Here is a 25,430-nt window from a genome sequence, read left to right as displayed (position 1 = left end):
CTGCGCACCGGGGACGCGGCCGGCTGCGGGATCTCGTGGTCGTGGGCGGTCTCAACGTGTATCCGGCGGAGGTCGAGCGGGTGCCGTGCGAGCATCCGGGCGTGCGGGCCGCGGCGGTGATCGGGGTTCCGGACGAATCGCATGGGCGAGGTCCCGGCGGCGTTCGTCACCGGCGACGCGGTGCCGGACGACGGCGTACTGCAGGGAGCGCCTCGCGGGGTTCAAGGTGCCGCGCACGTTCCGCCGAAGCGCGGAGCTGCCGCTCAACGCGGCGGGAACGGTCGACAAGGCGGCGCCGCGGGACCGTTGATCGTCCACGCGGATCGAATCTAATATACGAAGCCGGAATCCAGGGAGGACAGCGTGGACATCGCGAAGAAGACGGCCGTCGTGGTGGGCGGGGGATCGGGCATGGGCCGCGCGACGGCCGAGCTGCTGGCCGAGCGCGGCGCCTCGGTCGCGGTCCTCGACCTGCCCACCGGCAAGGGCGAGCAGACGGTCGCCGAACTGGGCGGGGCCGCGACGTTCCACCCCTGCGACGTGACCGACGACGAGGGCGTCGAGCAGGCCCTCAAGGACGTGCTGGACGCGCACGGCGGCCTGCACATCGCCGTCAACACCGCGGGCGGCGGCGTCAGCAAGCGGACGATCGGCCGGGACGGCCCGCTCCCGCTCGCCGACTTCCGCCGCATCGTCGAGTGGAACCTCATCGGCACGTTCAACCTCAACCGCCTCCAGGCGTGGTGGATGAGCAAGAACGAACCGGACGACCAGGGCGAGCGCGGCGTCATCGTGAACACGTCGTCGATCGCCGCGTTCGAGGGGCAGATCGGGCAGGTCGGCTACACCGCCGCCAAGGCGGGCATCGCGGGCATGAGCCTGACGATGGCGCGCGACCTCGGCAGCCTCGGCATCCGGGTGATGGCGATCGCGCCGAGCCTCTTCGCGACGGGCCTGCTGGAGGGCGCCCCGGCGGACCTGGTCGCCGAGCTGACCAAGGACGCCGCGTTCCCGCGCCGCCCCGGGCAGCCGGTCGAGTACGCGTGGCTGGCCGAGTCGATCGTCCGGAACCCGATGCTGAACGGCCAGACGATCCGGCTCGACGGCGGCCAGCGCTTCGCCCCCAAGTGATCAGCCGAACAGTTCCCGTTCGGTGAACAGCGCGGCGGCGAGGTCGCCCTGCTCGCGCACCGCCGCCTCGTCGAGCGCCCCGATGAACGCGCCGCGATGGGGCCGGATCGTGACCCGGCCCTCGCGCTTCAGCGACAGCAGCGCCTCCCGGACGGGGATGCGGCTGACGCCGAGGGCGCGGGCGATATCGTCCTGCGGGACGCGGTCGCCCTGCCGCAACCCGCCGTCTAAGATCAGCCAGCGGATGTGAGGCGCCGCCCGCTCGCCTCAGCCGCGCCGCACGAGCGCGTCGTCCCCGCGTACATGTCGGCGAGCGGGACGCGCCGCCCGCTCGCCGCACGAGCGCGTCGTCCCCGCGTACATGTCGGCGAGCGGGACGCGCCGGTCCAGCAGCGCGTCCAGCGACCCGCACGTGCAGAAGACGAGCGGTGCGGTGGTCAGTACGATCACCCGTGCGCCGCCGTCCAGCGCCCGGCCGACGGCCGCCGCGAGCGCGTCGCTCAGCTCCTTGGACAGCGCGTTCCGGTGCGCCGGATCGTCGAGTCGGGGCACTGCGACGCCGTCGTCGATGGAGAACCGGACCGGTCCGTCCGCAGCGTGTCCACCGGATGCGTCGTGCCCGTTGCGGTCCTGTCCTGTGTGGCGAATATTATATACAAGTCGCCTGTGCCGAAGTGGCGGTGGTCGCCGTCCCGGGTCAGGCGACTGGAAGGCAGTGGTGTCTGAGCGGACGACGTCGAGCGCGCGCGGCGACGAGACGAGGGAACACGTCCTCGACGCCGCCGAGCGGCTGATTGCCGAGCGGGGCGTCACCGGGGTCTCCCTCAACGAGATCAACGGCGCGGCCGGGCAGCGGAACACCGCAGCCCTGCGCTACCACTTCGGCGGTCGCGACGGCCTGGTCCGCGCGATCATGCGGCGGTACGGCACCCGGCTGCGCGAGCGCCACGCCGTACCGTCGTTGAGCGTGGCGATCTCCCCGGCCGGCGGCTCGGCGAGGCCGCGTCGGGCGAGACCGGCGGCGGCCCGGCTCCGGAAGCCGTCCGCCACGAGCACCCGAGCGATGCGGACGTTCCGGATCGGGTCGGACACATGGCTGGCCGTCACCTGACCGACCTCCTGGGCATATACCTCGCGTAAGGGATCCCCTCGGGGAGCGGCCGGTGGAGTTCCGGCGGCGGCCGAGGTGCGGGGGAGCGCGGCGCGCGGCGTCCGGGCCGTCGCCTTCAGCGAACTGCCGCGTGCCTCGGCCTGCCGAGCCTGCGCTTTGCCCACGGCAACCCGATCCGGCTGCTCGGCCTCTCGACCTGCCGGACACGCCCTGACGGCTCCGGTCAAGAGGGTTCGGATAACGGCTATAGTATATTTCCGGCTGCCGAATGTGCCTGCCGACCGTCCGCCCGACGGCCGGGCCCCGCGGGGGCGGGGAGGGCCGCGGCATCGCCGCCAACAGCCGCCGCGGGGGCACGACGCCGCCGCCTCGACATAGGGGTGAGAACGATCCCGCCACGCCAGGAGCCCGTTCTGCGGGGGGCCGAGATCAAGGACTGGTCGGACGTCCTGCCGGGGGAGAACCTGTCCAGGATGACCAGCGGCGAGCAGGTGCGGCTCTACCTGCGCCGACTCATCTTCGACGGGGTGCTCCGGCAGGGGCAGAAGGTCCCCCAGGACGCGGTCGCCCGCACCCTCGGCGTGTCCCGGATCCCGGTGCGGGAGGCGCTGATCGCCCTCGAACGCGAGGGCTGGATGACGATCATCGCGCACCGCGGAGCGTTCGTGAACGCGCTCGACGAGGCGTCGGTCCGCGACCACTACGAGCTGTACGGGCTGTTCTACGGGTTCGCGGTCCGGCGCGCGGTCGAGCGGCAGGGCGCCGAGCTCGGCGCCCGCCTCGCACCGCTGCAGAAGGAGATCGCCCAGGTCGAGGACCCCGAGGAACTGCACGCGCTGACGCTGCGGTTCCACCGGCTCGTCGTGGACGCCGCCCAGTCGCCGCGGCTGCGCAGCATGCTCAAGCAGATGACCGGCATCGTGCCCGGCAACTTCTTCGAGCTGGTGCCGGGCACGAAGGCGGTCGAGCGGCGCGGCACCACCGCGATCGTCCGGGCGATCAAGAAGGCGGACGCCCAGGCCGCCGAGCACGAGTACGCCAAGATGCTGCGCGCCCAGGGCGACCTGGTGGTGAAGCTGTTCCGCACCCGCGGCATGTTCGAGGAGCCCGCCGAGGCGGACGCGGCGTCCCGCTGACCTCCGGTCGGGGTCGGGCCGTCGCCCGCTTCGGCGCGCAGCGCGCGGACGGTCGGGCCCTCCTTCGTGCGTCCGTTGACGAACGGGTCGCAGGATTACCGGCGCATCGCGTTCTCGAACGTGATCTTGTTGACGTCGGAGTCGGGGACGCCCCGGGGGACCGCGGCGAGTTCCTCGGCGGCTTGGGCCAGGACGAGTCGGAGTGCGGGTAGCTGCGCTCCCATGCGATGTTGTCGATGCCGATCCGGTGCCGCAGTTCGATGCCGACGGGGTCGGAGATGAAGTCGGTCAGGAAGTGCTCGCGGGACACTTCGCTCGGGAGTTCGCCGCCGAAGTCCTGGCCGGTCCACAGGTGGTGCATGCCGTAGGTGCGGTCGACGCGGTCCAGGGAGTAGGGGATCCAGCCGGTTCCGCCCTCCGACAGTGCGAACTTGATGTCGGGGTACTTCTTGATCACGCGTGACCACAGCGGGTCGGCGGCCTGGCAGACGTTCATCGACTGCGGGTAGATCTCGTCCTCGCCGGCGAAGAACCCGTAGACGGTGCCGACCGAGAACTCCGCCGACTCGGCGATCTCCCGGAGTTGCGCCCCGTGGAACCCGGCGCGGGCGAAGACGCGCTCCGCCGAGTCGAGGATCTGGTCCCGGTTCGGCGTCCGGCGCTGCTCACGCAGACTGCGCTCGGCCGGCGGCGGTCGAGTCCCCCTCGGACGGACCCGTAGATCGTAACCGTTGGCCCCGGCACCGCGGATCCGCGATGATCGACATCTGGGCGACCGAAACCGAAAGGCGTGACGGACATGTCAGCTGACACCAGTGTGCCGTATCCCGCACTCGCGGGCCGCGAACCCGAATCGCGAGAGCTCGCGGACGCCGTCCGCCGCCTCATCGCCGTGTGCACCTCGACGACGGCCCCCGCCGACACGACGCTGGCCGCGGCGCGCGAGCTGAACGCGGTCGCGGACCGGCTGGAACGCCACGTCCCGGACCCGCCGCACCCGATGACGATGCTGCTGGGGCCCGCGATCGACGCCGACGACGAGTCGCCCGACCTCGCGGCGCGGATGCCCTACGACGTCGTCGTCGGGCGGCACAGCCCGCTGGCGCTGCCCCTTTCCGTCTCCTTCGAACCGCCCAAGGCCCTCCTGCGCGGCACGTTCACCCGTCCGTACCAGGGCCCGCCCGGCTGCGTGCACGGCGCCGTGCTCGCCGCGTCCTTCGACCTGGTCTGCGCCGCCGCGAACGTCATCGCCGGACTGCCGGCCCGACCGCCCGGCTCGAGATCAAGTACCGCCGCCCCACCCTGCTGGACGTCCCGTGCCTGTTCGAGGGCGAGGTCGAGTCGCAGGAGGGCCGCCGGATCCGGACGGTCGGGCGGCTGCTCCAGGAGGACCGTGTGACGGTCGAGGCGACGGGCGACTTCGTCACGCTCGACCGCGCCGACATCGCCCGGATGAGCGGCCGTTCGTGATCACCGCGGCGGCTGCGCCGCGACGGCCTCGGCCGCCCGTCGTCGCAGCTCCGTCCGGTCGATCTCGTAGGTGGCGTTGACCGGCAGGTCGTCGGCCCGCACCACGATGTCGGGCGCCTCGTAGTCGGCGATCCGGCCCCGGCACCAGGCCCGCACGTCCGCGGTGGACGGGGCGGGCCCGCCGGGCGCCGGGACGGCGGACGCCACGCCGACCTCGCCGATCACCGGCGCCGGGGACCCGACGACCGCCGCCCGCTCGATCCCCGGATGCTCCAGCAGCACCCGCTCCACTTCGACGGCTGCACGTTGTACCCGCCGCGGATGTAGGCGTCGTCCGTCCGGCCGGTGATCGTGAGGTTGCCGGACGCGTCGAGCGAACCGTGGTCGCTCGTGGCGATCCACCCGTCCGGCGCCATCGTCCGCGCCGTCTGCTCCGGCCCGTCCCAGTAGCCCCGGCATCGACCCGCGCGACCGCACATGGACGCGTCCGGCCTCGCTCGTCGGGAACGGACGGACGCTCCGGCGCCGCGGTCATGGGTCGCCCCGGGAACCGGGGATCGTGGTTCAAATAAAGTATTCAAACTACAATCTACCCACACCCACCCGCGCGACAGCGAGACGCTCAAGGCGACCGGCATGTCCTGGCGGGCCGGGATCCACCCGGCCGCTGAGCACGCCCCCGTTGTGCGCCGGAGCGGGCCTCAGGAACCGGACGCCTCGGCGCGCAGCCGTCGGGCGGTACCGCCGTTGCGGCCCTGCCGGCGACGCGGCCCGCGTTCCTGCCCGCGCCGGTCGATGAGGATCCCGGCGGCCAGCAGCACGGCGCCGAGGACCGCCATGGCCAGCGGAACGATCGTCTCGACCAGCCGGACCCGCGCGGCGGCGTCGTTCGCGGTGTCGGCGGGCGAAGCCCCGGCGTCCGGCGCCATCCGCATCTCCAGATCGGCCACCACGAGGCTCCCGGGCCCGGACTTGGCCTTCAGCATCGAATGCACCTTCTGTCGCTGATCGACCGGCGCGCCCGTCCGGGGGTCGACCCAGATCACCGATTCCCCCTGGTAGTAGCGGTCGACGGGCACCGCCGCGTCGCCGTCCAGGCCCAGCAGTTTCGCGGGCACGTCCGGCGTCTCCACCGCGATCTTGGTCTGCGGGACGTGCACCTCGAACCGGTACGCCTCCACCCCGTGTACCTCTTCGACGCCCTTGAACTCGGCGGGCCACGCCCGGCGCGTCTGGACGTCGAACATCGGGTACGCGCGCCGCTCGACGTCCATCGGCCAGAACACACCGAGGCCCGACTGCCGCACCGACGTGTCGCCCTGGACGGCCGCGCCGCAGCAGTCGACGAGCTCGCCGGTCCGCCGGTCGAACGCGAGCCGCCGGGTCGCGATGTCGATCAGGTAGCCGCGGTCGAGGTCCTGGATCACCGTGGTCATGTCCCACACCGCGACGTCGTGGTCGCTCGCCGCCACGTCCCCGCGCACCGTCGCGGTCGCGGTGACGTTCGCGCCCGTCCGCACCTGCAGCTTCCCGGCGTCGAAGTACGAGGCGTTCTCGGCCCGCAGCCGCTGGACCTTGTAGATGTCGGTCGGCGCGCGGACCAGGGCCGGTGCCACGTACTCCCGCACGAGCACCCCCGTCACCAGCAGAAACACGCCGAATCCGGCCAGAATGACGACAGCCGCACTTCGCATCTCGGCCTCCTCGGCAGCCAGTGAGAAGCCTCGATTATGCGCTTCTCCTCTCCTGCGCACCAGCGTTTCGGGGCGGCACTGTGCCCGGCCACAGGCAAAGTGTGCTTCCGTGATGCCGGTGCCTTCCGGAACGTTCCTCTGGTCTACCGGCGGGCGATGAGCGCGAGGGCGACCACGGGAACGGACGGTGCGATCCGGCTTCATCGGTGCCGGGACGAGTAAAGCGGTGAAAGGCGAAAAGGGGATACTGGTCTTCTTGTGGCAGTGATGTAAGAACGTGCTCGGCTCGCGGGTTGTGAATATCTCGTCAGGGCCGCATCGGCGGCTTCGTGTGATGTCCGAAGGGCTCGTATGTCGGTCTGTCAAGATACGCGGCAGTGGAAATGTTTATACATAGCATTGCGTTAATGGTTAAAAGTGAAGACGTTGTGTTCGTTGGCCGATTTGTCTGTCCGTCGGCTCGCCCTTGTCTGGGGGCGGAACAGGCCGTGGTCTCGCTCGGTGTGCCGGTTGACCTCTGCCTTTGAGTTGCGCGGGCCGAGCCGGAGGCGGCCGTGGACCGGCCGGTCGATCGATTCTGCAGCGGCCCGAGCGGGTCGCCGCGGCGGCCGTCCAACGGTCCGGCAGACCCGTGTCCACCGTGTTCCGAGTGCGGGCGATGATGCGAAGTCCGCCGAACGGGCGTGGCCGGATTCGGCCATTGGACGGGGTTCCGCTCTCGTCGAGATGCTCCGGGGACGGTACGTGCACTGACGCGCCGTACCGGCGTTCGTCCGGCGGCGGGATCCGCTGCCGGTTCGGTTCCGCCCGCAACCCGAGCGTGCAATCGAGTGATCATCCAGTGTTCTGTCCGAGGCTGATCAGAAGATCGAAACCAGATCCCCAAACGTGGCTGACTTGTTCGGTAGGTGTCCATTGCCGAACGGTCATGCCGGACGTCTTTCCGTGCAGCCCGATCGTCGCCACAATCACTTCTCGTACCCGGCGAACGGGTGCGAGGTGCGGCGCCCGAAGAAGTGGGCGCCACGAAACCGACAGAATCGGGGTTCGCATGAACGGCTTCCGTGGAATCAACGACTACGCGCGGGCGGGACGGCGTACGGCGGCGGCCGCCGTCGGGCTCGCGCGGCGGTCGCGGCGGTGCGGCGGCGCCCGCCCACGCGGCCGGACCGGCGCGGAACGAGCCTCCGGTGACCGTAAAGCACGGCGCCGGCGGTGCCGTGACGATCACCGCGACGGGGGCGCCTGCCGCGGCGGGATCGACTGGAACCCCGTCTGGCGGGTCAGGCTGACCGCGGGCGGCTGCTGATCGCGGATGCCGCGGCTTCGCCGTCAGGGCCGCGCGGGGTCCTCCGGCTCCGGGCGGGTCACGCGGATCTTGGACTGGCCGTGGGGGAGCGCCTCCCAGTCGTCCATGAAGCGGGCGGTGAAGCCGTGGCGCTCCGCGAGCCGGGTCAGCGTCTCGGTCCGGTAGTAGAAGTCCTCGCGCAGGACGTGGTGTTCGGCGCCCTCGGTCCGGTCGAAGGTGAAGTCGAAGAAGCCGCCGGGCGCGAGGACGCGGCCGACGTTGGCCAGGCATTCGTCGATGACGCCGAGCGGGGAGTGGCTGAACACGCTGTGGGCGTGGACGACCGTGAAGTGCCCGGACGGGAGGAACCGCAGCTTCAGGTCCTCGACGAGGGCGAGGTGCGGCATCTTGTCCCGCAGCCCCTGGCGGACGAGCGTTTGCTGTGCGGCGAGCAGGATGTCGGGCGAGATGTCGATGCCGTAGTAGTTGCCGGTTTCGAGATGGTCGATGAAGCGCCAGCCGGCGCGCAGGTTGCCGCAGCCGATCTCGAGCATCCGGTCGTCCGGTTTGAGGCCGTGTTCGAGCAGGTAGTCGAACTGCATCCGGCCGAGGGCGAGCCAGCGTTCGTGGCTGCGGCTCCCGACGGCCGACTCCGGGTTCCGCGCGGTGTCGGACTTCATCACCGCCCGGTAGTAGGCGACGTGGTCCCGGCTGGCGACGCGGAACTTCAGGTCCCGCGACATCCTCGACAGGTGGGCCCGGATCTTGTCCGGGTTCTGCGCGGCGTACCGCAGCTTGTACGTCAGGCTCGCGCGGTTGCGGCGCGTCGGCGGCAGCGGATCGGTCATCGGCCTCGTCCTCGGTGCGTGGTTGCGGGAAGCCTGACCCGCCGGGGCACCGGCTAAACCCAGGGCCGCGCCGACCGCGGGCAAAGGCCGGACGGGCGGCGGCGTCAGTTCCCGAGCGCGGACTCGACCCGGCCCGCGGCGGCGGACAGGGCGCCGACCTGGCCGGGGAGCGCGTCGCGGTCGAAGCGGGCGGTGGGCAGCGCGATGGACAGGCCGGCCAGCGGCGTGCCGGTCCCGTCCTTGATCGGGACGCCGATGGCGGTGAGGCCCGTCTCGGTCTGCTGGTCGTTGATGGCGAATCCGCGGCGGCGGACGAGCGAGAGCTCGCGGCGCAGCCGGGGCAGATCGACGTCGGCGTCGTCGCCGTACAGGCCGGTCAGCTCGGCGGGGGAGAGGGCGGCGAGGATCGCCTTGCCGCCGGACGCCAGGTGCGCGGGGACGGTCCGGCCCTCGCGGTCGCCGACGCGCAGCACCCGATCGGATTCGACGGTCGCGATGAAGCGCACCTCGGTCCCCGCGCGGACGACGACGTTCGCCGTCTCCCGCGTCCGCTCGGTGAGCCACCGCAGGTGGGGTTCGCAGGTCGCGCGCAGGAGGGCGACCGGGGCGGGCGACGACTCGGCCGGGCGCAGCACCTTGCCGGGACGGTAGCGGCGGTCGGGCCCGCGCTCGGCGAAGTCCCGGTAGACCAGCATCGCCAGGAGCCGGTGGGCCGTGGACGCCGCCACGCCGAGCCGTTCGGCCGCGTCGGTCACCCGGAGCGGGCCCTCCTGCTGCAGCAGCGCCGCGAGCTGGAGGGCGTGGTCCACCGAGGTGATCGCGTAGGGCGGTTTGTTCTTCACAGCAGAAAAACCTTATCTGTTGTCCAGAACCATCGTCATCCTGAGCTTACGCGCCAGAACGAGGAGGGAGCCGTCATGACGGTGACGGATGGCTCGCCGGTGACGATCGTCGCCACCGATGCGCAGAACCAGCCCGCGCGGACGCCGGAGCTGGAGGGGCTGTACCGGGGGTTCGAATCGGAGCTGCTGGTCCCGCTGTGGACGGAGATCGGCGACCTGATGCCGCCGTCGCCGCGGTCGAAGGCCCTGCCGCACCTGTGGCGGTGGGGGAACCTGCTGCCGCTGGCCGAGCGGGCGGGCGAGCTCGTGCCGGTGGGCCGCGGCGGGGAGCGCCGCGCGATCGCGCTCGCCAACCCGGGGCTCGGCGGGCGGCCGTTCGCGACGCCGACGCTGTGGGCGGCGATCCAGTACCTGAACCCCGGTGAGGACGCGCCGGTCCACCGGCACACGCAGAACGCCTTCCGGTTCGTGGTGGAGGGCGAGGGCGTGTGGACGGTCGTGAACGGCGACCCCGTCGCGATGCGGCGCGGCGACTTCCTGCCGCAGGCGGGCTGGAACTGGCACGGCCACCACAACGTCACCGACCGGCCGATGGCCTGGATCGACGGGCTCGACATCCCGTTCCAGTACATGGCCGACTCGACGTTCTTCGAGTTCGGCCCGGACGAGGTCGAGACGCGCGAGGCGCCCGCGAAGTCCCGGTCCGAGCGGCTCTGGGGGCATCCGGGGCTGCGCCCGCTGACGCACCTGGAACCGGCCCCCGCGACGCCGCTGCTGGCCTACCGGTGGGAGCACACCGACCGGGCCCTCGCCGAGCAGCTCGCGCTGGAGGCCGAGGGGCACCGCGCGACGGTCGAGCCGGGGCACGCGGCCGTCCGGTACACCAACCCGACGACCGGCGGCGACATCATGCCGACGCTGCGCACCGAGTTCCACCGGCTCGCGCCGGGCACCGGGACGGCGCCGCGGCGGGAGGTCGGGTCGTCGGTCTTCCAGGTGTTCGAGGGCACCGGCCGGGTCACGGTGGCCGACTCCACCTGGACGGTCGAACGCGGCGACCTGTTCGCCGTCCCGTCCTGGCGGCCGCTGGCGCTGGGGACCGAGCACGGGCTGGACCTCTTCCGGTTCAGCGACACCCCCATTTTCGAGCGGCTGCACCAGCACCGCGTCCAGATCGAGGAGAACGCGTGAGACTTGCGACCATCCGCACCGAGGCGGGCACCCGCGCCGTCCGGCTGACCGACGGCGGCTACGTGGCGCTGGACGCCCCCGACGTCGGCGCGCTCCTGGCCGGTGCCGCCGACGCGTCCGCCGACGGCGACACGCGGCCCCTCGACGGCGTGGAGTTCGCGCCGGTCGTGCCGCGTCCGGGCAAGGTGCTGTGCGTCGGGCTGAACTACCGCAACCACATCCTCGAGATGGGCCGCGACCTGCCCGAGCACCCGACCCTGTTCGCGAAGTTCGCCGAGGCGCTCATCGGCCCGACCGACGACATCGCGCTCGCGCCCGAGTCGGACGCCGTCGACTGGGAGGCCGAGCTGGCGCTGGTGATCGGACGGACGGTCCGGCGCGCCTCCGCCGACGAGGCCGCCGCGGCCGTCGCCGGGTTCACGATCATGAACGACGTCACCATGCGCGACTGGCAGTTCCGCACCAAGGAGTGGCTGCAGGGCAAGACGTTCGAGGGCACGACGCCGCTCGGCCCGTCCCTGGTCACGCCGGACGAGCTGCCCGGCGGCGTCCGTCCCGCGCTGCCGATGACGTGCCGCGTGGACGGCGCGGTCGTGCAGAAGGCCGACACGTCCGACCTGGTCTTCGACCCGGTCGACCTGGTCCGCTACGCGTCGACGATCATGACGCTGCGGCCCGGCGACGTCATCGCGACCGGCACCCCCGGCGGCGTCGGGCACGCCCGCAAGCCGCCGCGCTACCTGGCCGACGGCATGACCGTGGTCACCGAGATCGACGGTATCGGCCGCCTGGAGAACACCGCGAGGACGGCGGCGTGAGCCCGCGTTCCTGGACCGAGACCGGCACGAAGCTGTTCCTCGGCGCCGTCGACGGGCTCTCCGACGCCGACCTCGACGCCCCGACCGCCCTCCCCGGCTGGACGCGGCGGCACCTCGTCGCGCACGTGCACGGCAACGCCGAGGCGCTGCGCAGGCTGCTGGGCTGGGCCGCGACCGGCGTCGAGGACCGCATGTACGCCGGTCCGGAGCAGCGCGCGGAGGAGATCGAGCGGTTCGCGAAGGTTCCGGCGGCCGAACTGCGGGAACTCGTCCATCGATCGGCGCGCGCGCTCGCCGGTGACATGGCCGCCCTGCCGGACGAGGCGTGGGCGAACCTCGTCGTCACCGCGCAGGGACGGACGGTCCCGGCCGAGGAGATCCCGTGGATGCGGGCCCGCGAGGTCAACGTCCACGCCGTCGACCTGGACGCCGGCGTCTCGTTCGCCGACCTGCCGGACGGCTTCAACGCCGCGCTCGCCGCCGACGCCGCCGCCCGGCACGCGGCGAAGGGGGCCGCCGCCGACCTCGCCGCCTGGCTGTCCGGCCGCACCGCGACCGCCCCGGCCCTCGGCCCCTGGCTCTGACCTGAAGACGACAAAGGACTGCAAGATGAACGCCGCACCAGGCTCAACCGACGTCGTGGTCGTCGGCGGGGGCATCGGGGGACTGGCCACCGCCTACGCGCTGGCCTCCTCGGGACACTCGGTCGCCGTGCTCGAACGCGCGCCCGAGTTCACCGAGGTCGGCGCGGGCCTGCAGATGGCCCCCAACGCCACCCGCATCCTCAAGGAGTGGGGCCTGCTCGACGAGGTCGTCCGGGCGGGCGTCACGCCCCGCCGCATGGTGTACCGGGACGCTCTCGACGGCAGCGAGCTCACCCACCTGGACCTCGACGACGGGTTCGTCCGGCGCTACGGCGCCCCGTACGTCGTGATGCACCGCAGCGACCTGCTGTCGATCCTCGCCCGCGCGTGCGAACGCGCCGGGGTGCGGATGGTGCCCGACTGCGAGGTCACCGACGTCGTGACCGACGGCGACGCCGCGATCGTGCGGAGCGCCCGCGGCGAATTCCGCGGGGGGCTCGCCGTCGGCGCGGACGGCCTGCGCTCGACGCTGCGCGGCAAGCTCAGCGACGACGAGCCGATCTGCTCCGGGTACGTCGCCTACCGGGGCGCGTTCCCCGTGGAGGAACTCGGCTCGCGCCTCGACAAGGCGGCCCTCGACGAGGTCGTCGCCTACATCGGCCCCGGCCGCCACCTGGTGCAGTACGCGCTGCGCGGCGGCGAGATGTTCAACACCGTCGCGGTCTTCAAGTCCCCCGCCTACGAGCGCGGCGAGCGGGACTGGGGCGGGCCGGACGAGCTGGACGCCGCGTTCGCCGGGTCCTGCGACGAGGTCCGGCAGGGCATCGGGTCGCTGTGGCGGGACCGCCGCTGGCCGATGTACGACCGGCTCCCGATCCCCGGCTGGACCGACGGACGGCTCGTCCTCACCGGCGACGCCGCCCATCCGATGCTGCAGTACCTCGCGCAGGGCGCCTGCCAGGCCATCGAGGACGCGCACGTCCTGGCGTCCGGGCTGGGCGGCGGCGAGACCGACTGGACGGGCGCGGTCGAGCGCTTCGAGGCCGAACGCACCGCCCGCACCGCCCGCGTGCAGAACACCGCCCGGGTCTGGGGCGACATCTGGCACGTCGACGAGGGCGCGGGCCGGATGATGCGCAACGAGCTGTTCCGGCTGCGCGACCCGCGCGACTACAAGTACGTCGACTGGCTCTACGCGAAGCGGGACGAGCCGCGGGTCTAGACGACGCGCCGCGCCGCGGGCATCGACGCCAGATCGGCCTCGATGCCCGCCGCCGCGTCCCGCAGCGGCGGCAGCAGGTCCCGCCGGACGGACGCGACGGGCGTGCGGCTCGCGTGCGTCGAGATGTTGATCGCCGCGACGACCCGCCCGTCCCGGTCGCGCAGCGGCGCCGCCACCGCGCGCAGCCCCTCCTCCAGCTCCTGGTCGACCATCGCCCAGCCGAGCCCGCGCACCCGCACGAGCTCGGCGCGCAGCTCGTCCCTCGACAGCAGCGTCCGCGGGGTGAGCGGCGCCGGATCCCACGCGTCCAGCAGCGCGTCGCGCTCCGCGTCGGGCAGGTGCGCCAGCAGCACCCGGCCCATTGAGGTGGCCGCCGCGGGGAACCGGGTGCCCACGTCGATGCCGACGGCCATGATCCGCGACACCGGGACGCGTGCCACGTAGACGACGTCGGCGCCGTCCAGCACCGACACCGACGTCGACTCGTGCACCCGCGCGGCGAGCCGCTCCAGGTGCGGCTGCGCGACCTCCGGCAGCGACACCCCGGACAGGAACGCGTACCCCAGCTCCAGCACCCGCGGGGTCAGCGAGAACAGCCGCCCGTCGGTGCGCACGTAGCCGAGGTCGGCCAGCGTCAGCAGGAACCGGCGGGCGGCCGCCCGGGTGAGGCCGGTGGCGCGCGCGACGTCGCTCAGCGTCAGCTCCGGCGCGTCCGCGCCGAACGCCCGGATCACGGCCAGGCCGCGCTCCAGCGACTGCACGAAGTGCGCGCCCCGCTCGTCATCGTCTCCGGTGGTCATCAGCGCCCCATTATGGCGGAGCCCGGGTCAGCCCGCCGCCTTCAGCGCGCGCAGCGCGTCCAGTTCCGCGTCCGTCGGCGCCTCGCCCGTCCGCAGGCCGGTCGAGATCCGCAGGTCCCAGCCGGTCGCGTCCTTCGCCTGCTCGACGGTCGACCCGGGGTGGAGCCGCGTCAGCGTCAGCTCGCACGTCTCCGGGTCGGGCTCCAGCACGCCGATGTCGGTGATGACGAACCTGGGCCCGGCTCCGCGCAGCCCGAACCGCTCCCGGTCGCCCGGACCCGAACCGAACCCGACCGATGTCACGAACTCGACGCGGTCCACGACGTCCGCGGCGACTGCCGGACGATCACGAACACCTCCCCGCAGTGCGCCGCGATCTCCGGGGCGCCCCCGGCTCCCGGCAGCCGCACCTTCGGGTCGTCGTAGCCGCCGATGACCGTGGTGTTGATGTTGCCGAACCGGTCGATCTGCGCGGCGCCGAGGAACCCGACGTCGATGCGTCCGGGCTGCACCCAGTAGTTGAACACCTCGGGGACGCTCACCACCGTGTCGGCCGTCTCCGCCAGCTCGCCGTCGCCGATCGACAGCGGCAGCCGCTGCGGCTTCGCGCCCAGCGTGCCCGACTCGTACACGAGGACCAGACCGGGCGCGTGCGTCCGGCGGGCCAGGTTCGCCGCCGTGCTCGGCAGCCCGATCCCCACGAAGCACGCGGTGCCGTCGCGCAGCTCGCGCGCGGCGGCGATCGTCATCATCTCGTCCGACGTGAAGTTCATGCGCGCACCCCGATCTCGGTCGTCAGCCAGGACTGGAACTTCTCCCGATCGCGCCCGATCGCGTCCCAGGCGCGGTACGCGTCGTTGTCGCGCTCGTAGTGGCCGTGCGCGTACGACGGGCGCGCCCCGCCGGGCGCCTCCGCCACCTTCGTGATCACCCACGACGGGATGGTGATCGCGCCGGGCCGCTCCGTCAGCTCGTCCACGACCTCCTCGACGGTCACCAGCGACCGCTTCGCGGCGAGCACGACCTCCTTCTGGATGCCGGGGATGCCCCACAGCTGGACGTTGCCGCGCCGATCCGCGCGCTGCGCGTGCACCACGCCGACGTCCGGGTTCAGCGCGGGCACGGCCGTGAGCTCCTCGCCGGTGAACGGGCACGTGATCGGCTTGATGTTCGGGGTGTGCGCGGGCAGGTCCGTGCCCCGGTAACCCCGCAGGACCGCGAACGGCAGCGCGGACGCGCCCGCGACGTACCGGTTCGCCATCCCCGCGTGGCTGTGCTCCTCGATCTCGAGCGGGACGGGCCACGCGTTCTGGACGGCGTCCCGGAACCGGTGCAGCGACCCGACGCCCGGGTTCCCGCCCCACGAGAACACCAGCTTGCGCGCGCACCCGGCGCCGATGAGCTGGTCGTACACGATGTCGGGGGTCATCCGGACGAGCGTCAGGCCGCGGCGCCCCTGCCGGATGATCTCGTGCCCGGCCGCCACCGGGATGAGGTGCGTGAACCCCTCCAGCGCGACCTCGTCCCCATCGTGGATCAGCTCCCCGACGGCCTCGTCCAACGAGACGATCTCCGCCATTCCGCCGCCCCTCCTGTCGCTCGATGTTCGCATTGCACACGCGTGTGCGCTATACGAACATATGACGCGCGCGTCGCCCAGTCAAGTCGGGACGAGAAGGACGCCTCGACCGTGCGGACGCGAAGAAGCGGGCGGCGCGGGCGCCGCGCGGCTTCGGCCACGAGGTCACCGTCGGCGAGGACCCGCAGCGCATCGTCGTGGCCGGGGACGGCGGGAGCGCCGGGACGGCGAGCCGCCTACGGGCGGCCGCCCATCTGGTCTTGCGGGGAGAGGTGTTCCACGGTGACGCCGGTGTCGGTGAACGTCCGGGTGACATGGCCCGACGTGTAAACCCAGAGAATTCGCAGCGGGGTGTCGCCGACGTTCCGGAACAGATGGGGAACGGGCGAAGGAATATAGGTCGTGTCGAAACGGCCGAGCCGGGTCGTCCCGCCTTCCACCCACACTTCCGCGTCGCCTTCTAGGACGGTGACGTGCTCGTCGCAGTTGTGCGAATGCATGGGGGCGCCCGTACCGACGGGGTAGACGCTCATCCCGCTGGTGATCCGGTTCTCGCCGGCCGCCGACGGCGTCGTGATCAGCGGGGTCGTGACGATCGCGCCGCCGCGGTCCAGCTTCGCGACCTCCGACGACTTGATGATCACTGTCATGGTGCCGGCCTCCAGAAAAGCTCGATGTGCTCCGAGAGTAGAGCCGGAAGGCAGCCCCGCACCTGCACGAGAAATGCACCCTTACCTTGCATCCGGCGATCTGTGGGGGTGCGGCGCCCGCGCTGTACGTTCTGGCGGCACAACCACGAGAGGCAAGGATTCGGTCGCTCATGAGACTTCCCGTCATCGCTCCGGAGGAGATGGACGAACGGCAGCGCGAGATCGGCGCGCGCATCGCCGGTCGCCGGGGCGCGGTCCGCGGGCCGTACCGGGTGTGGCTGCGGAGCCCGGAACTGTGCGAGCTCGTCGAGGCGCTCGGCGCCTACTGCCGGTTCGAGTCGAGCCTGCCGCTGCGGCTGCGCGAACTCTCCCTGCTGATGGCGGCCCGGCACCGCGACGCCCAGTACTCCTGGAACGCGCACGTCGACAAGGCCGTCGAGTCGGGGATCCCCCGCGCGGCGGTCGAGGCGATCGCCGCGCGCCGCGAGCCGGAGTTCGGCTCGGCGGCGGACGCGGCCTTCTACCGGTTCTGCCACGAGCTGCTGGAGGACCGCTTCGTCACCGAGGACACATTCCGGGCCGCGCTGGAGCACTTCGGGCCGCGGGGACTGGTGGACGCGGTGGGGGCGCTCGGCAACTTCACGATGCTCGGCATGCTGCTCAACGCATTCGAGGTCGATCTGCAGCCCGACCGGACGCCGCCCTTTCCGGACGTCCGCGGATACGGGCGCGTGGAGCCCGGCCGGGAGAACCCCGCCGAATCGGCCACCGAGGACGACGCCGGTGACGCACCGCAATACCGTCCGGACGAAACGTGAAGCCCTAAATCTTAAATCTGGACAGTTCGAAAACCCGGGTGAAGGATGGGAGCCCCCTTCACCCATTCCGCCCCGGAGGAGTCAATGGACCGCCTGCTCATCATGCGCAGCTTCGTCACGGTGGCCAAGGTCGGCAGCTTCAGCGGCGCCGCCAAGGTCCTGGGCTCCTCCGGGTCGCTCATCTCCCGCCATGTCGCCGACCTGGAGAAGCAGGTCGGCGTCCGGCTGGTCAACCGCACCGCGCGGTCGATCAGCCTCACCGAGCCGGGGCTGCGCTACAGCCGGTTCGCGCAGCGGATCCTGGACGAGATCGACGCCGAGGACGCGAGCATCGCCGATCTGCACGACCGTCCCGAGGGACCATTGTCGATCATCTGTCCGAAATGGATCGGCAGTCTCGATCTCGGGGACGCGATCTCGGCCTTCTCCGTCGCCCACCCGAAGATCAACGTGCGGTTCGAGCTGGGCGGCATGTCCGACCGGACGTACGATTTCCTGGACAGCGGATTCGACGTCGCGTTCCACACCCGCGACCTCCGCGACTCCAGCGTCCGGTTGAAGAAGATCGCGTCGCTGCCGTTCGTGCTGTGCGCGGCCGAGTCCTACATCGAGCGGCACGGCACGCTGAAGGACCCGAACGACATCGCGGTGCACCAGTGCCTCGTGCACGTCAACGACCCGGTGTGGCGGATCGGCCACGGCCACGAGAGCACCCTGCACAAGATCCGCAACGTGGCGTTCCAGTCGAACTCCTACATCGCGTTGCAGAAAGCCGCCGTGCACGGGCGCGGCATCGCCCTGCTCCCGTCCCGGCCGGCGTACGACGACCTGATGAGCGGCGCCCTGCGGGTGCTGCTGCCGGAGCTTCCGGTGCCCGCCCGGTCGCTGTACGCGATCTACGGGCCGTCCGCGCAGGCGCCCCGCAAGGTCGAGGTCTTCCTGGATTTCCTGACCACCTGGTTTTCGGAGAACCCCATCCCGGCGTTCGAGATCTGACCGCCCGGCCCTGACTCTCCCGGGGTCCGCTTTCTGCAACTAAGGCTTGCGGTATCCGCGCCGTTCGAGGTGTTGGGCGCGGGTTATCGGCTTTCTAGGATCAACGTGTGCCCGGAGGAACGGCGGCACGCGGCGGCGCATTAAGGAAGGTAATCCGGTGGGAATCCAGCGCATCGAGTCGGTCGTCTACGGCGTCGAGGATCTCGACGAGTGCGCCCGGTTCTTCGACGATTTCGGGCTGACGCCCGTGGCGCGCGACGAGACCCGCGCCGTGTTCGAGACGCTCGTCGGGCAGACCGTCGTCCTCGACACCGCCGCCGATCCCGGACTGCCGCCGCCCCCGGAGCCGGGACCGACCGTCCGCGAGGTCGTCTGGGGCGTCGACACCCCCGCGGAGCTGGACCGGCTGGTCGCCGCGGCCGGGGCCGACCGGGACGTGCGCCGCACCGCCGACGGCGTCCACCACACGGTCGACGAGACCGGCTTCGGCCTCGGGCTCGCGCTCGCCCGTCCGAACGGGCGGGCACCGGACGCCCCGCGCACCGGCAACACGATGGGCCGCGTCACCCGCTGGAACGCGTCGGTGACGTCCGTCGGGCGGGTCCGGCCGCTGCGGATGTGCCACGTCGCGCTGAACATCCCGAAGGCGGGCCGCGAGGCGGCGAACGCCTTCTACGTCGACCGGCTGGGCTTCGTCCCGACCGACGTCGTGAAGCCGATGGGCACGTTCATGCAGTGCGAGGGCGACGACGACCAGCACAACCTCCTGCTGTGCCACCGGCCCGACCGGGCCGGGATGAACCACACGTCGTTCGAGGTCCCCGGCTTCGACGACGTCATCGAGGGCGGCAACCACATGATCGAGCGGGGCTGGCGGGAGGCGCGGCGGCTCGGCCGGCACACGGTCGGCTCGAACGTCTTCCGGTTCGTGCACGCGCCGTGCGGCGGGCGGGTCGAACTCGCCGCCGACATGGACCGCGTGGACGCCTCCTACGGCACCCGGGTCCACGAGACCACCCCGCCGCACCACATCTGGACGCTGCGGACCTCCCGGGACGCGCCCGACGGCGCCGACCGCTAGCACCGCGAGACGACGAGAAGAGAGTCCATGACCGAGCAGTACCCCGACCCGCGGATGTACATCGCGGGCGAATGGTGTTCCGGCGCGACCGGACGGACCGAACCCGTCCTCGACCCCGCCACCGAGGAAGTCATCGGACGGGTCCCGCTGGCGCGCCCGGCGACCTCGACCGCGCGCTCGCCGCGGCCGGCACCGGCTTCGAGACCTGGCGGTCGACCCCGATCGCCGAGCGCACGGCCGTCCTGCACGCCGCCGCCGGTCTGCTCGCCGAGCGCGCCGACCGGGTCGGCCGCGTCATGACCCGGGAGCAGGGCAAGCCGCTCGCCGAGGCCGCGGGCGAGGCCCGGCGCGTCGCCGGCTCGCTGCGCTGGCACGCCTACGACGCGCGCCGCGCCTACGGGCGCGTCATTCCCTCGGCGGACGACACGGTGCTGTCGGTCCGCCGCGAGCCCGTCGGGCCCGTCGCCGCGTTCGTCCCGTGGAACTTCCCGGCCGGGTCCCCGATGCGCAAGATCTCCGCCGCGCTGGCCGCCGGATGCTCGATCGTCATCAAGGCGTCCGAGGAGACGCCCGGCACGGCGTGCGAGATCGTCCGCTGCTTCGCCGAGGCCGGGGTGCCCGCCGGGGCGCTGAACCTCGTGTTCGGCGAACCCGCCGAGGTGTCGGCGCACCTCATCGCGTCGCCCGCCGTCCGGCTGGTGGCGTTCACCGGCTCCATCCCGGTCGGCAAGCTGCTCGCCGCGCGGGCGGGAGCCGAGATGAAGCCGACGCTGATGGAGCTGGGCGGGCACGCCCCCGTGATCGTCTGCGCGGACGCCGACCCGGTGGACGCCGCGCGCCGCGCCGCCCGCGCCAAGTTCGCCAACGCCGGGCAGGTCTGCACCTCGCCCAGCCGCTTCCTCGTGCACGAGAGCCTCATCGGGGAGTTCACCGCCGAGTTCGCGCGGGCCGCCGACGCGGTCGTCGTCGGCAACGGCCTGGACGAGGGCGTGACCATGGGCCCGATGGCCAACGAGCGCCGCGTCAAGGCGATGGAGGAGCTGGTCGCCGACGCCGTGAGCCGCGGGGCCGCCGTGCTCCGCGGGGGCGCGCGCCTCGACCGTCCGGGTTACTTCTTCGCCCCGACCGTCCTCACCGACGTCCCGCCGGACGCCCGCGTCATGCGCGAGGAGCCGTTCGGGCCGATCGCGCCGATCGTCGCGTTCACCGACCTCGACGACGCCCTCGCCACCGCGAACTCCCTGCCCTACGGGCTCGCCGCCTACGGGTTCACGAAGTCGGCGGCGACCGCCGAGCGGCTCGTCCGCGGCTTCGAGGCGGGCATCCTGTCGATCAACCACTGCGGCGGCTCGGTGCACGAGGCCCCGTCGGGCGGGTTCAAGGAGAGCGGCCACGGCCGCGAGGGCGGCCCCGAGGGCCTGGAGGGCTACCTCGTCACCAAGCGCGTCTCCCACCTGCTGCGGGACTGAGGCGCCGATGCGATTCTGCCGGGTCGAGATCGGCGGCCGCGCCGTGTGGGGACGCGTCGAGGCGCGGGGTTCGCGGGCGGCGGCGCGTCGTGCCGCTGGGCGGGTCGCCGCTGGCGGACGTCCCGTCCGCCGCCGGGCGGCCGATCCCGCTGGCCACGGCCGTCCTGCTGCCGCCCGTCGTCCCGCCGGTGTTCTACGCGGTGGGCCTCAACTACACGGGCCACATCGAGCACGCCCTCGCGAAGGGCTACGGCGCGGCGATCGCGCCCGCCCGTCCCGAGGTCGCGTACCGGGCCAACAACGCCCTCACCGGGCACGGCTCGCCCATCGTCAAGCCCGCGGGCGTCGAGGGGCGGTTCGAGGCCGAGGGCGAGGTCGTCGCCGTCATCGGACGGACGCTGCGGCGCGCGACGTACGCGGAGGCACAGGAGTCGATCTTCGGCTGGACGATCGGCAACGACGTCAGCGCGCGCGCCTGGCAGCACGCCGACCGCTCGTTCTGGCGAAGCAAGAACAGCGACACGTTCAAGCCGATGGGCCCGTGGATCGAGACCGACGTCGACCCGCTCGTCCAGACGACGACGATGCGCGTCGACGGCGAGCCCCGCGCGTCCTTCGCCACCGGAGCGATGATCTTCGACCCGTACGAGTACGTCGTCGAGACCACGAAGTACATCACGATGCGCCCCGGCGACGTCCTGTGGATGGGCGCGGACGGCACCTGCCAGATCGAGCCGGGACAGACGATCGACATCGAGATCAGCGGGATCGGCGTCCTGTCCAATCCCGTGCACGCCGAAGAAGCCGACGAAGCAGAAGAAGCAGAAGAAGAGGAAAGGCGCCCGCGATGAGCAACAAGCCTCGCTACATCCATCACGTGAACTTCCCGACCACCGACGTCGAGCGGACCAAGGAGTGGTACTCCAAGGTCTTCGGGCTCAAGCACATTCCCGCCAAGAGCAACACGAAGGTCCTGCTGATGACGCGCGGGAACTTCGACCTGCACTTCACCCCGGTCGAGGAAATGGACCGGATGGCGCCCTACCACTTCGCCATCGAAGTGGACGACTGGGACGAGTTCCTCGCCCACCTCAAGGAGCTGGGCATCCGGCACACCCGGCCGATCGAGCGGCCGGAGAACCAGTCGAAGTTCTGCTACATCCACGACCCCGACCACACGATGATCGAGCTCGTGTACCACGGCAAGCGCCCCGAATGACGCGCCGTAAAGGCGATAAGGAGAAACGATATGGGCGTCGCCAAGTCTGACGGCACCTCCATTTATTACGAGCGGCACGGCGACGGCCCGGCGGTGCTGCTGGTGCACGGTTCCGGCGGCCACCACGCGGCCTGGTGGCAGCAGGTCGCCGCGCTGCGCGGCCGGTACACCGTCGTGACGGTCGACCTGCGCGGTTTCGGCAACTCCGACTCCTCGATGCCGGAGTTCGACGGCCGGGACTTCCCCGGCGACATCGTCGCCGTCCTGGAGAAGGAGAAGCTGACCGGTGCGCTGCTCGTCGGCCAGTCGATCGGCGCGGTCGCCGCGCTGAAGGCCGGGCTGAGCCGTCCCGACCGGGTCGGCGGCGTCGTCCTCGGCCACTCCCTCGGCGGCCTGGACCACCCGGAGCTGTCGAAGCTGGTCGCCGCCGACCGGGCCGAGGCGGTGAAGCTGCCCGTCATCGACCGGCTGCTCAGCAAGGGGTTCCAGCAGGACCGCCCCGACCTGACGTTCCTGTTCCAGCAGATGGGGACGTTCAACGCGGCCAAGATGGCCGACCTGCGGAACCTGTCGGTGAACGGGCCGAGCATCGGCGACATCGTCGCGTCCGGCCTGGAGATCACGTTCCTGGCGGGGGAGCGGGACGCGGTGCTGAGCACCGCGACCGTCCGGCGGGCCCACGAGCTCGTCGCGGGGTCCCGGCTCGACATCGTCCCCGGCGCCCCGCACTCCATGTACTGGGAGCGGCCGGACCTGTTCAACGCCGCCGTCGTCCGCGCCCGCGAATCCCTGACCCAGAAGTCCGCCACCGGGAAGGCCACCGTATGAAACTCACCCAGGCACAGGCCGAGGAGATCGTCTCCGGCGCGCTCGAACGCGGCGCGGCGATCGGCAAGGCGCTCAGCATCGCGATCGTGGACGCCGGCGGCTTCGCCGTGCTGATCAAGCGTTCGGACGGCGCCCGCCCGCTCACCCCGAGCATCGCGATGAGCAAGGCGTACACGGCCGCGGTGATGGAACGGCCCAGCAACATGCTGAAGAACTGGGCCGAGAGCAACCCGGGCTTCTTCGCCCAGCTGTCGACGATGGGCACGCACCCCATCGTCGCGACGGACGGCGGCGTCACCATCAAGCGCGACGGGGAGATCATCGGCGGGCTCGGCGTCTCCGGCGGCACCCCCGCCGAGGACCAGCAGATCTGCGACGAGGTCCTCGCCGAGCTGGGCTACGAGCTGGAGTTCCCCGCGTGGGGAACCGGCGCCCCCCGAAAGTAGGAGAGCGGCATGGCCGACACCTTCAAGTTCCGCATCGACCACCACGGCAGCCTGATCCGGCCCGCCGAGGTGCTGAACGCGCGCGCCCGGCACGCCGCCGCGACCTGGACGACGCGGGCCTGCGCGCCGTCGAGGACGAGGCGATCACCGAGTCCGCCCGGTACCAGCGCAAGCTGCGCATGTCCGTCGCCACCGACGGCGAGTTCCGCCGCGCGGACTTCCGCGGCGCGATCCTCGGCACCGTCGGCGGGCTCCGCCCGGCCACCGGCACCGACAAGTACGGCCGTCCCCGCTGGGTGGTCGACGGCGAGCTCAAGGCGGGCGGCCCGCTGATCGCCGACGGGTACGACGGGGTCAAGAAGACGGCCGGGACCGCCGCCCCGAAGGCCACCCTGCCGTCCCCGGCGTACCTCGCGGCCACCTGCTACGACTCGGCGGTGTCCACCGCGGCCTACCCGAGCGCGGTCGAGTTCGGCGAGGCCCTCGCCCGGATCGTCCGGGACGAGATCGAGCTGCTCATCGCGCGCGGCGTCCGGCTCGTCCAGCTGAACAACTTCCGGTACGCGTCGTACGTGTTCGACCGCGGCGGGCAGCCGCTGACCCTCGACGAGGCCGTCGCCATCGACTCGATCGCGGTGGACGTGCGCGACAAGCCCGAGGACGTCCGCATCGGCCTCTGCCCGACCCACCGGGCCGACCCGGTGAACCGGGACGCGGCCGAGCGGCTGTTCGGCGGCCTGCCCGTCGACCGCTGGGTGCTGCCCTACGACAAGGGCACCGACGCCGAACTCGACCTGCTGCGCGCCGTCCCCGCCGACCGCGACGCCGCCCTGGGCATCGTCGACCCCGCGGTGGCCGAACTGGAGGACGTCGAGACGATCATGCAGCGGATGGACGCCGCCGCCGAGCTGAAGGACATCGAGGACATCGCGGTGCTCCCCAGCGCCGGCTTCTCCGACGTCGCGGGCGGCGCGAAGATCTCCGCCGACGACCAGCGCCGCAAGCTCATCCACGTGGAGACCATCGCCCGCATGTGCTGGGGCAACGAACTCTGAGCCCCCTCCGCGAGCCGTAAGGGCCCGGTCCCACCGTTCGGTGGACCGGGCCCTTACTGCGTGCGGGCCGCGCCGCGTCAGGCGGACGAGGACGACCGGCCCCGGTGGATCTTCTGCCCCAGGTGCACCGCCCCGTCCTTCGACCCGCCCGCGCCCGTCGCCCCGTCGCCCTCGTACAGGTGGCAGGCGACGCGGCTGCCGTCGGCGAGCTCCCGCAGGACGGGCGTGGTCGTGGCGCACACGTCCATGACGCGGGCGCAGCGGCCCCGGAACGGGCATCCCGCCGAACCCCGGACGATCGGTTCCCCGGTCCGGTTCGGCTCGTAGTTCTCCCGCCGCGACCGGCGCCGCTCCCGCCCGTCCGGATGTGCCGACGGGCTCGCCGCGAGCAGGGCCCGCGTGTACGGGTGCTTCGGCGAGTCGAACAGGGTGCGGACGGGCGCGGCCTCCACGAGCCGTCCGGCGTGCAGGACGGCGACGCGGTGCGAGATGTGCCGCACCACGCGCAGGTCGTGCGCGATGAACAGGTAGCTCGTGCCCGTCGACTCCCGCAGGTCGGCGAGGAGATTGATGATCTGGCTCTGCGTCGACACGTCGAGCGCGCTGACCGCCTCGTCGCACACCACCAGCCGCGGTTCGAGGGCGAGCGCCCGCGCGATCGCGACCCGCTGCCGCTGCCCGCCCGACAGCTCGCCGGACGGCGGCCCAGGTGCGCCCGCGACAGCCCGACCCGCTCGAACGCCTCGGCCGCGCGGCGTCGCGCGCCGCCTCGTCGCCGATCCCGTGCCGGCGCAGCGGCACCGTCACCGCCCGCGCGACGGCGTGCCGCGGGTTGAGCGAGGACATCGGGTCCTGGAACACCGCCTGGACGGCGCGCCGGTACGTCAGCGGGGTGCGGCGGCCGAGGGCCGTCACGTCGAGCCCGTCGAAGTCGATCGTGCCGCTCGTGACGTCGACGAGCCGCAGCAGCGCCCGTCCGATGGTGCTCTTGCCCGACCCCGACTCGCCGACCAGGCCGAGCGTCTCGCCCGGCCGCAGGTCGAAGCTGACGGCGTCGACGGCCTTCACTTGCTCCTTGCGCAACTGCATCGCGCGGCCCGCCTCGTAGCCGACCGTGAGATCACGGACGTCCAGGAGCCGCTCTCCGGTGTCCT

General features: G+C 72.1%; 28 protein-coding genes and 4 pseudogenes. 17 read left to right on the top strand and 15 right to left on the bottom strand.

Features of this window, described 5'->3' with window-relative positions:
* Positions 1 to 363: 363 nt before the first annotated feature.
* Complete coding sequence (locus BJF79_RS16435) at positions 364 to 1,131, top strand: SDR family NAD(P)-dependent oxidoreductase (protein ID WP_075898463.1); 768 nt, start codon at positions 364 to 366, stop codon at positions 1,129 to 1,131.
* Here the strand turns inward: BJF79_RS16435 and BJF79_RS50970 are convergent.
* Both BJF79_RS50970 and BJF79_RS60210 read right to left on the bottom strand, forming a co-directional pair.
* Positions 1,132 to 1,383 (bottom strand): annotated as a pseudogene (locus tag BJF79_RS50970) (GntR family transcriptional regulator); the annotation flags it as partial.
* Between the two features lie 15 nt (positions 1,384 to 1,398).
* Positions 1,399 to 1,944 (bottom strand): enoyl-CoA hydratase-related protein, encoded by a 546-nt coding sequence (locus BJF79_RS60210; protein WP_262402119.1) that lies wholly within the window; start codon positions 1,942 to 1,944, stop codon positions 1,399 to 1,401.
* Between BJF79_RS60210 and BJF79_RS16420 the strand changes: the two genes are divergently transcribed.
* Together BJF79_RS16420 and BJF79_RS16415 are read left to right on the top strand one after the other, a co-directional pair.
* Positions 1,850 to 2,242, top strand: a complete 393-nt coding sequence (locus tag BJF79_RS16420) for a TetR/AcrR family transcriptional regulator (protein WP_262402118.1) — start codon at positions 1,850 to 1,852, stop codon at positions 2,240 to 2,242. The two genes, BJF79_RS60210 and BJF79_RS16420, sit on opposite strands and share 95 nt — an antisense overlap.
* 380 nt (positions 2,243 to 2,622) lie before the next feature.
* Positions 2,623 to 3,378, top strand: coding sequence for a GntR family transcriptional regulator (locus tag BJF79_RS16415; RefSeq protein WP_262402117.1), 756 nt, complete (start codon positions 2,623 to 2,625; stop codon positions 3,376 to 3,378).
* Between the two features lie 95 nt (positions 3,379 to 3,473).
* On the opposite strand, the gene BJF79_RS60205 is transcribed toward BJF79_RS16415, so the two are convergent.
* On the bottom strand, positions 3,474 to 3,602 hold the full coding sequence (locus BJF79_RS60205; protein ID WP_262402116.1) for a hypothetical protein: 129 nt from the start codon (positions 3,600 to 3,602) through the stop codon (positions 3,474 to 3,476).
* A 296-nt stretch (positions 3,603 to 3,898) separates the two neighbouring features.
* Positions 3,899 to 4,015 (bottom strand): annotated as a pseudogene (locus BJF79_RS66950) (helix-turn-helix domain-containing protein); the annotation flags it as partial.
* 162 nt (positions 4,016 to 4,177) lie between these two features.
* Between BJF79_RS66950 and BJF79_RS16400 the strand changes: the two are divergent.
* Positions 4,178 to 4,777: a hypothetical protein gene (locus tag BJF79_RS16400; RefSeq protein ID WP_143219968.1), complete on the top strand. Its 600-nt coding sequence runs from the start codon at positions 4,178 to 4,180 to the stop codon at positions 4,775 to 4,777.
* A gap of 71 nt (positions 4,778 to 4,848) precedes the next feature.
* Here the strand turns inward: BJF79_RS16400 and BJF79_RS55485 are convergent, their stop codons facing one another.
* The 5 genes from BJF79_RS55485 to BJF79_RS16370 form a co-directional block, all read right to left on the bottom strand.
* On the bottom strand, positions 4,849 to 5,130 hold the full coding sequence (locus BJF79_RS55485; RefSeq protein WP_158079194.1) for an AMP-binding enzyme: 282 nt from the start codon (positions 5,128 to 5,130) through the stop codon (positions 4,849 to 4,851).
* Positions 5,070 to 5,327: an AMP-binding protein gene (locus BJF79_RS55480; protein WP_075898451.1), complete on the bottom strand. Its 258-nt coding sequence runs from the start codon at positions 5,325 to 5,327 to the stop codon at positions 5,070 to 5,072. Before BJF79_RS55480 ends, BJF79_RS55485 begins: the two co-directional genes overlap by 61 nt.
* Positions 5,328 to 5,549: 222 nt before the next feature.
* On the bottom strand, positions 5,550 to 6,542 hold the full coding sequence (locus BJF79_RS16385) for a DUF3068 domain-containing protein (RefSeq protein ID WP_075898449.1): 993 nt from the start codon (positions 6,540 to 6,542) through the stop codon (positions 5,550 to 5,552).
* A 1,332-nt stretch (positions 6,543 to 7,874) separates the two neighbouring features.
* The gene (locus BJF79_RS16375; protein WP_075898445.1) at positions 7,875 to 8,678 is read right to left on the bottom strand and encodes a class I SAM-dependent methyltransferase; all 804 of its coding nucleotides are present in this window, start codon (positions 8,676 to 8,678) and stop codon (positions 7,875 to 7,877) included.
* 104 nt (positions 8,679 to 8,782) lie between these two features.
* Positions 8,783 to 9,520 carry an IclR family transcriptional regulator gene (locus tag BJF79_RS16370; RefSeq protein WP_075898443.1) on the bottom strand — a complete coding sequence of 246 codons (738 nt, stop codon included), beginning with the start codon at positions 9,518 to 9,520 and terminating at the stop codon, positions 8,783 to 8,785.
* Between the two features lie 75 nt (positions 9,521 to 9,595).
* Between BJF79_RS16370 and BJF79_RS16365 the strand changes: the two genes are divergently transcribed.
* The 4 genes from BJF79_RS16365 to BJF79_RS16350 are packed head-to-tail and all read left to right on the top strand — an operon-like array spanning position 9,596 to position 13,335.
* Positions 9,596 to 10,711 carry a cupin domain-containing protein gene (locus BJF79_RS16365; RefSeq protein ID WP_075898441.1) on the top strand — a complete coding sequence of 372 codons (1,116 nt, stop codon included), beginning with the start codon at positions 9,596 to 9,598 and terminating at the stop codon, positions 10,709 to 10,711.
* Positions 10,708 to 11,529, top strand: a complete 822-nt coding sequence (locus tag BJF79_RS16360; RefSeq protein ID WP_075898439.1) for a fumarylacetoacetate hydrolase family protein — start codon at positions 10,708 to 10,710, stop codon at positions 11,527 to 11,529. Before BJF79_RS16365 ends, BJF79_RS16360 begins: the two co-directional genes overlap by 4 nt.
* A complete protein-coding gene (locus tag BJF79_RS16355) occupies positions 11,526 to 12,113 on the top strand; it encodes a maleylpyruvate isomerase N-terminal domain-containing protein (protein ID WP_075898437.1) in 588 nt (195 codons plus the stop codon). The genes BJF79_RS16360 and BJF79_RS16355 overlap by 4 nt, the downstream gene beginning before the upstream one ends.
* A 25-nt stretch (positions 12,114 to 12,138) precedes the next feature.
* The gene (locus tag BJF79_RS16350; RefSeq protein ID WP_075898435.1) at positions 12,139 to 13,335 is read left to right on the top strand and encodes an FAD-dependent oxidoreductase; all 1,197 of its coding nucleotides are present in this window, start codon (positions 12,139 to 12,141) and stop codon (positions 13,333 to 13,335) included.
* Here the strand turns inward: BJF79_RS16350 and BJF79_RS16345 are convergent.
* The 4 genes and pseudogenes from BJF79_RS16345 to BJF79_RS16330 all read right to left on the bottom strand — a co-directional run bounded on the left by BJF79_RS16345 (position 13,332) and on the right by BJF79_RS16330 (position 16,364).
* Positions 13,332 to 14,135 (bottom strand): IclR family transcriptional regulator C-terminal domain-containing protein, encoded by an 804-nt coding sequence (locus BJF79_RS16345; RefSeq protein WP_075898433.1) that lies wholly within the window; start codon positions 14,133 to 14,135, stop codon positions 13,332 to 13,334. The two genes, BJF79_RS16350 and BJF79_RS16345, sit on opposite strands and share 4 nt — an antisense overlap.
* 27 nt (positions 14,136 to 14,162) lie before the next feature.
* Positions 14,163 to 14,908, bottom strand: a pseudogene (locus tag BJF79_RS16340) (CoA-transferase subunit beta).
* A complete protein-coding gene (locus BJF79_RS16335) occupies positions 14,905 to 15,714 on the bottom strand; it encodes a CoA transferase subunit A (protein WP_075898431.1) in 810 nt (269 codons plus the stop codon). Before BJF79_RS16335 ends, BJF79_RS16340 begins: the two are co-directional and overlap by 4 nt.
* A gap of 236 nt (positions 15,715 to 15,950) precedes the next feature.
* Positions 15,951 to 16,364 carry a cupin domain-containing protein gene (locus tag BJF79_RS16330; protein ID WP_075898429.1) on the bottom strand — a complete coding sequence of 138 codons (414 nt, stop codon included), beginning with the start codon at positions 16,362 to 16,364 and terminating at the stop codon, positions 15,951 to 15,953.
* 170 nt (positions 16,365 to 16,534) lie between these two features.
* Here BJF79_RS16330 and BJF79_RS16325 point away from each other — a divergent pair, with 170 nt between their 5' ends.
* From BJF79_RS16325 to BJF79_RS16285, 9 genes are all read left to right on the top strand, one after another.
* Positions 16,535 to 17,182 (top strand): carboxymuconolactone decarboxylase family protein, encoded by a 648-nt coding sequence (locus tag BJF79_RS16325; RefSeq protein WP_083733495.1) that lies wholly within the window; start codon positions 16,535 to 16,537, stop codon positions 17,180 to 17,182.
* A gap of 84 nt (positions 17,183 to 17,266) precedes the next feature.
* A complete protein-coding gene (locus tag BJF79_RS16320) occupies positions 17,267 to 18,178 on the top strand; it encodes a LysR family transcriptional regulator (protein WP_075898427.1) in 912 nt (303 codons plus the stop codon).
* Positions 18,179 to 18,335: 157 nt separating this feature from the next.
* Positions 18,336 to 19,259 carry a VOC family protein gene (locus BJF79_RS16315; RefSeq protein WP_075898425.1) on the top strand — a complete coding sequence of 308 codons (924 nt, stop codon included), beginning with the start codon at positions 18,336 to 18,338 and terminating at the stop codon, positions 19,257 to 19,259.
* 71 nt (positions 19,260 to 19,330) lie between these two features.
* The gene (locus tag BJF79_RS16310; protein ID WP_262402115.1) at positions 19,331 to 20,728 is read left to right on the top strand and encodes an NAD-dependent succinate-semialdehyde dehydrogenase; all 1,398 of its coding nucleotides are present in this window, start codon (positions 19,331 to 19,333) and stop codon (positions 20,726 to 20,728) included.
* An 89-nt stretch (positions 20,729 to 20,817) separates the two neighbouring features.
* The gene (locus tag BJF79_RS16305) at positions 20,818 to 21,579 is read left to right on the top strand and encodes a fumarylacetoacetate hydrolase family protein (RefSeq protein ID WP_143219965.1); all 762 of its coding nucleotides are present in this window, start codon (positions 20,818 to 20,820) and stop codon (positions 21,577 to 21,579) included.
* Positions 21,576 to 21,947, top strand: coding sequence for a VOC family protein (locus BJF79_RS16300; protein ID WP_075898423.1), 372 nt, complete (start codon positions 21,576 to 21,578; stop codon positions 21,945 to 21,947). The genes BJF79_RS16305 and BJF79_RS16300 overlap by 4 nt, the downstream gene beginning before the upstream one ends.
* 30 nt (positions 21,948 to 21,977) lie before the next feature.
* Positions 21,978 to 22,775, top strand: coding sequence for an alpha/beta fold hydrolase (locus BJF79_RS16295; RefSeq protein WP_075898421.1), 798 nt, complete (start codon positions 21,978 to 21,980; stop codon positions 22,773 to 22,775).
* On the top strand, positions 22,772 to 23,221 hold the full coding sequence (locus BJF79_RS16290; RefSeq protein ID WP_075898419.1) for a GlcG/HbpS family heme-binding protein: 450 nt from the start codon (positions 22,772 to 22,774) through the stop codon (positions 23,219 to 23,221). The genes BJF79_RS16295 and BJF79_RS16290 overlap by 4 nt, the downstream gene beginning before the upstream one ends.
* Positions 23,194 to 24,276 (top strand): hypothetical protein, encoded by a 1,083-nt coding sequence (locus tag BJF79_RS16285; RefSeq protein ID WP_262402114.1) that lies wholly within the window; start codon positions 23,194 to 23,196, stop codon positions 24,274 to 24,276. Before BJF79_RS16290 ends, BJF79_RS16285 begins: the two co-directional genes overlap by 28 nt.
* A 77-nt stretch (positions 24,277 to 24,353) precedes the next feature.
* Here BJF79_RS16285 and BJF79_RS60200 read toward each other — a convergent pair whose 3' ends face one another.
* Both BJF79_RS60200 and BJF79_RS60195 read right to left on the bottom strand, forming a co-directional pair.
* Positions 24,354 to 24,902, bottom strand: a complete 549-nt coding sequence (locus BJF79_RS60200; protein ID WP_075898417.1) for an ABC transporter ATP-binding protein — start codon at positions 24,900 to 24,902, stop codon at positions 24,354 to 24,356.
* 202 nt (positions 24,903 to 25,104) lie between these two features.
* A pseudogene (locus BJF79_RS60195) lies at positions 25,105 to 25,365 on the bottom strand (ATP-binding cassette domain-containing protein); the annotation flags it as partial.
* Between the last annotated feature and the right edge of the window lie 65 nt (positions 25,366 to 25,430).

It is taken from the genome of Actinomadura sp. CNU-125 (genome assembly GCF_001942465.1).
Taxonomy (GTDB): domain Bacteria; phylum Actinomycetota; class Actinomycetes; order Streptosporangiales; family Streptosporangiaceae; genus Spirillospora.
The sequence above is the reverse complement of the archived record's forward strand: the minus strand, read 5'-3'. Positions and strand labels throughout refer to the sequence as shown.

Excerpts from the sequence above, each read along its gene's own strand:
- BJF79_RS16400 (WP_143219968.1), top strand. The coding sequence starts at position 4,178 with ATGTCAGCTGACACCAGTGTGCCGTATCCCGCACTCGCGGGCCGCGAA.
- BJF79_RS16320 (WP_075898427.1), top strand. The coding sequence starts at position 17,267 with ATGGACCGCCTGCTCATCATGCGCAGCTTCGTCACGGTGGCCAAGGTC.
- BJF79_RS16330 (WP_075898429.1), bottom strand. The coding sequence starts at position 16,364 with ATGACAGTGATCATCAAGTCGTCGGAGGTCGCGAAGCTGGACCGCGGC.
- BJF79_RS16300 (WP_075898423.1), top strand. The coding sequence starts at position 21,576 with ATGAGCAACAAGCCTCGCTACATCCATCACGTGAACTTCCCGACCACC.
- BJF79_RS60205 (WP_262402116.1), bottom strand. The coding sequence starts at position 3,602 with ATGGGAGCGCAGCTACCCGCACTCCGACTCGTCCTGGCCCAAGCCGCC.
- BJF79_RS16310 (WP_262402115.1), top strand. The coding sequence starts at position 19,331 with ATGGTGTTCCGGCGCGACCGGACGGACCGAACCCGTCCTCGACCCCGC.
- BJF79_RS16295 (WP_075898421.1), top strand. The coding sequence starts at position 21,978 with ATGGGCGTCGCCAAGTCTGACGGCACCTCCATTTATTACGAGCGGCAC.
- BJF79_RS16325 (WP_083733495.1), top strand. The coding sequence starts at position 16,535 with ATGAGACTTCCCGTCATCGCTCCGGAGGAGATGGACGAACGGCAGCGC.
- BJF79_RS16375 (WP_075898445.1), bottom strand. The coding sequence starts at position 8,678 with ATGACCGATCCGCTGCCGCCGACGCGCCGCAACCGCGCGAGCCTGACG.
- BJF79_RS16350 (WP_075898435.1), top strand. The coding sequence starts at position 12,139 with ATGAACGCCGCACCAGGCTCAACCGACGTCGTGGTCGTCGGCGGGGGC.
- BJF79_RS55480 (WP_075898451.1), bottom strand. The coding sequence starts at position 5,327 with ATGTGCGGTCGCGCGGGTCGATGCCGGGGCTACTGGGACGGGCCGGAG.
- BJF79_RS16345 (WP_075898433.1), bottom strand. The coding sequence starts at position 14,135 with ATGACCACCGGAGACGATGACGAGCGGGGCGCGCACTTCGTGCAGTCG.
- BJF79_RS16365 (WP_075898441.1), top strand. The coding sequence starts at position 9,596 with ATGACGGTGACGGATGGCTCGCCGGTGACGATCGTCGCCACCGATGCG.
- BJF79_RS16335 (WP_075898431.1), bottom strand. The coding sequence starts at position 15,714 with ATGGCGGAGATCGTCTCGTTGGACGAGGCCGTCGGGGAGCTGATCCAC.
- BJF79_RS16385 (WP_075898449.1), bottom strand. The coding sequence starts at position 6,542 with ATGCGAAGTGCGGCTGTCGTCATTCTGGCCGGATTCGGCGTGTTTCTG.
- BJF79_RS16290 (WP_075898419.1), top strand. The coding sequence starts at position 22,772 with ATGAAACTCACCCAGGCACAGGCCGAGGAGATCGTCTCCGGCGCGCTC.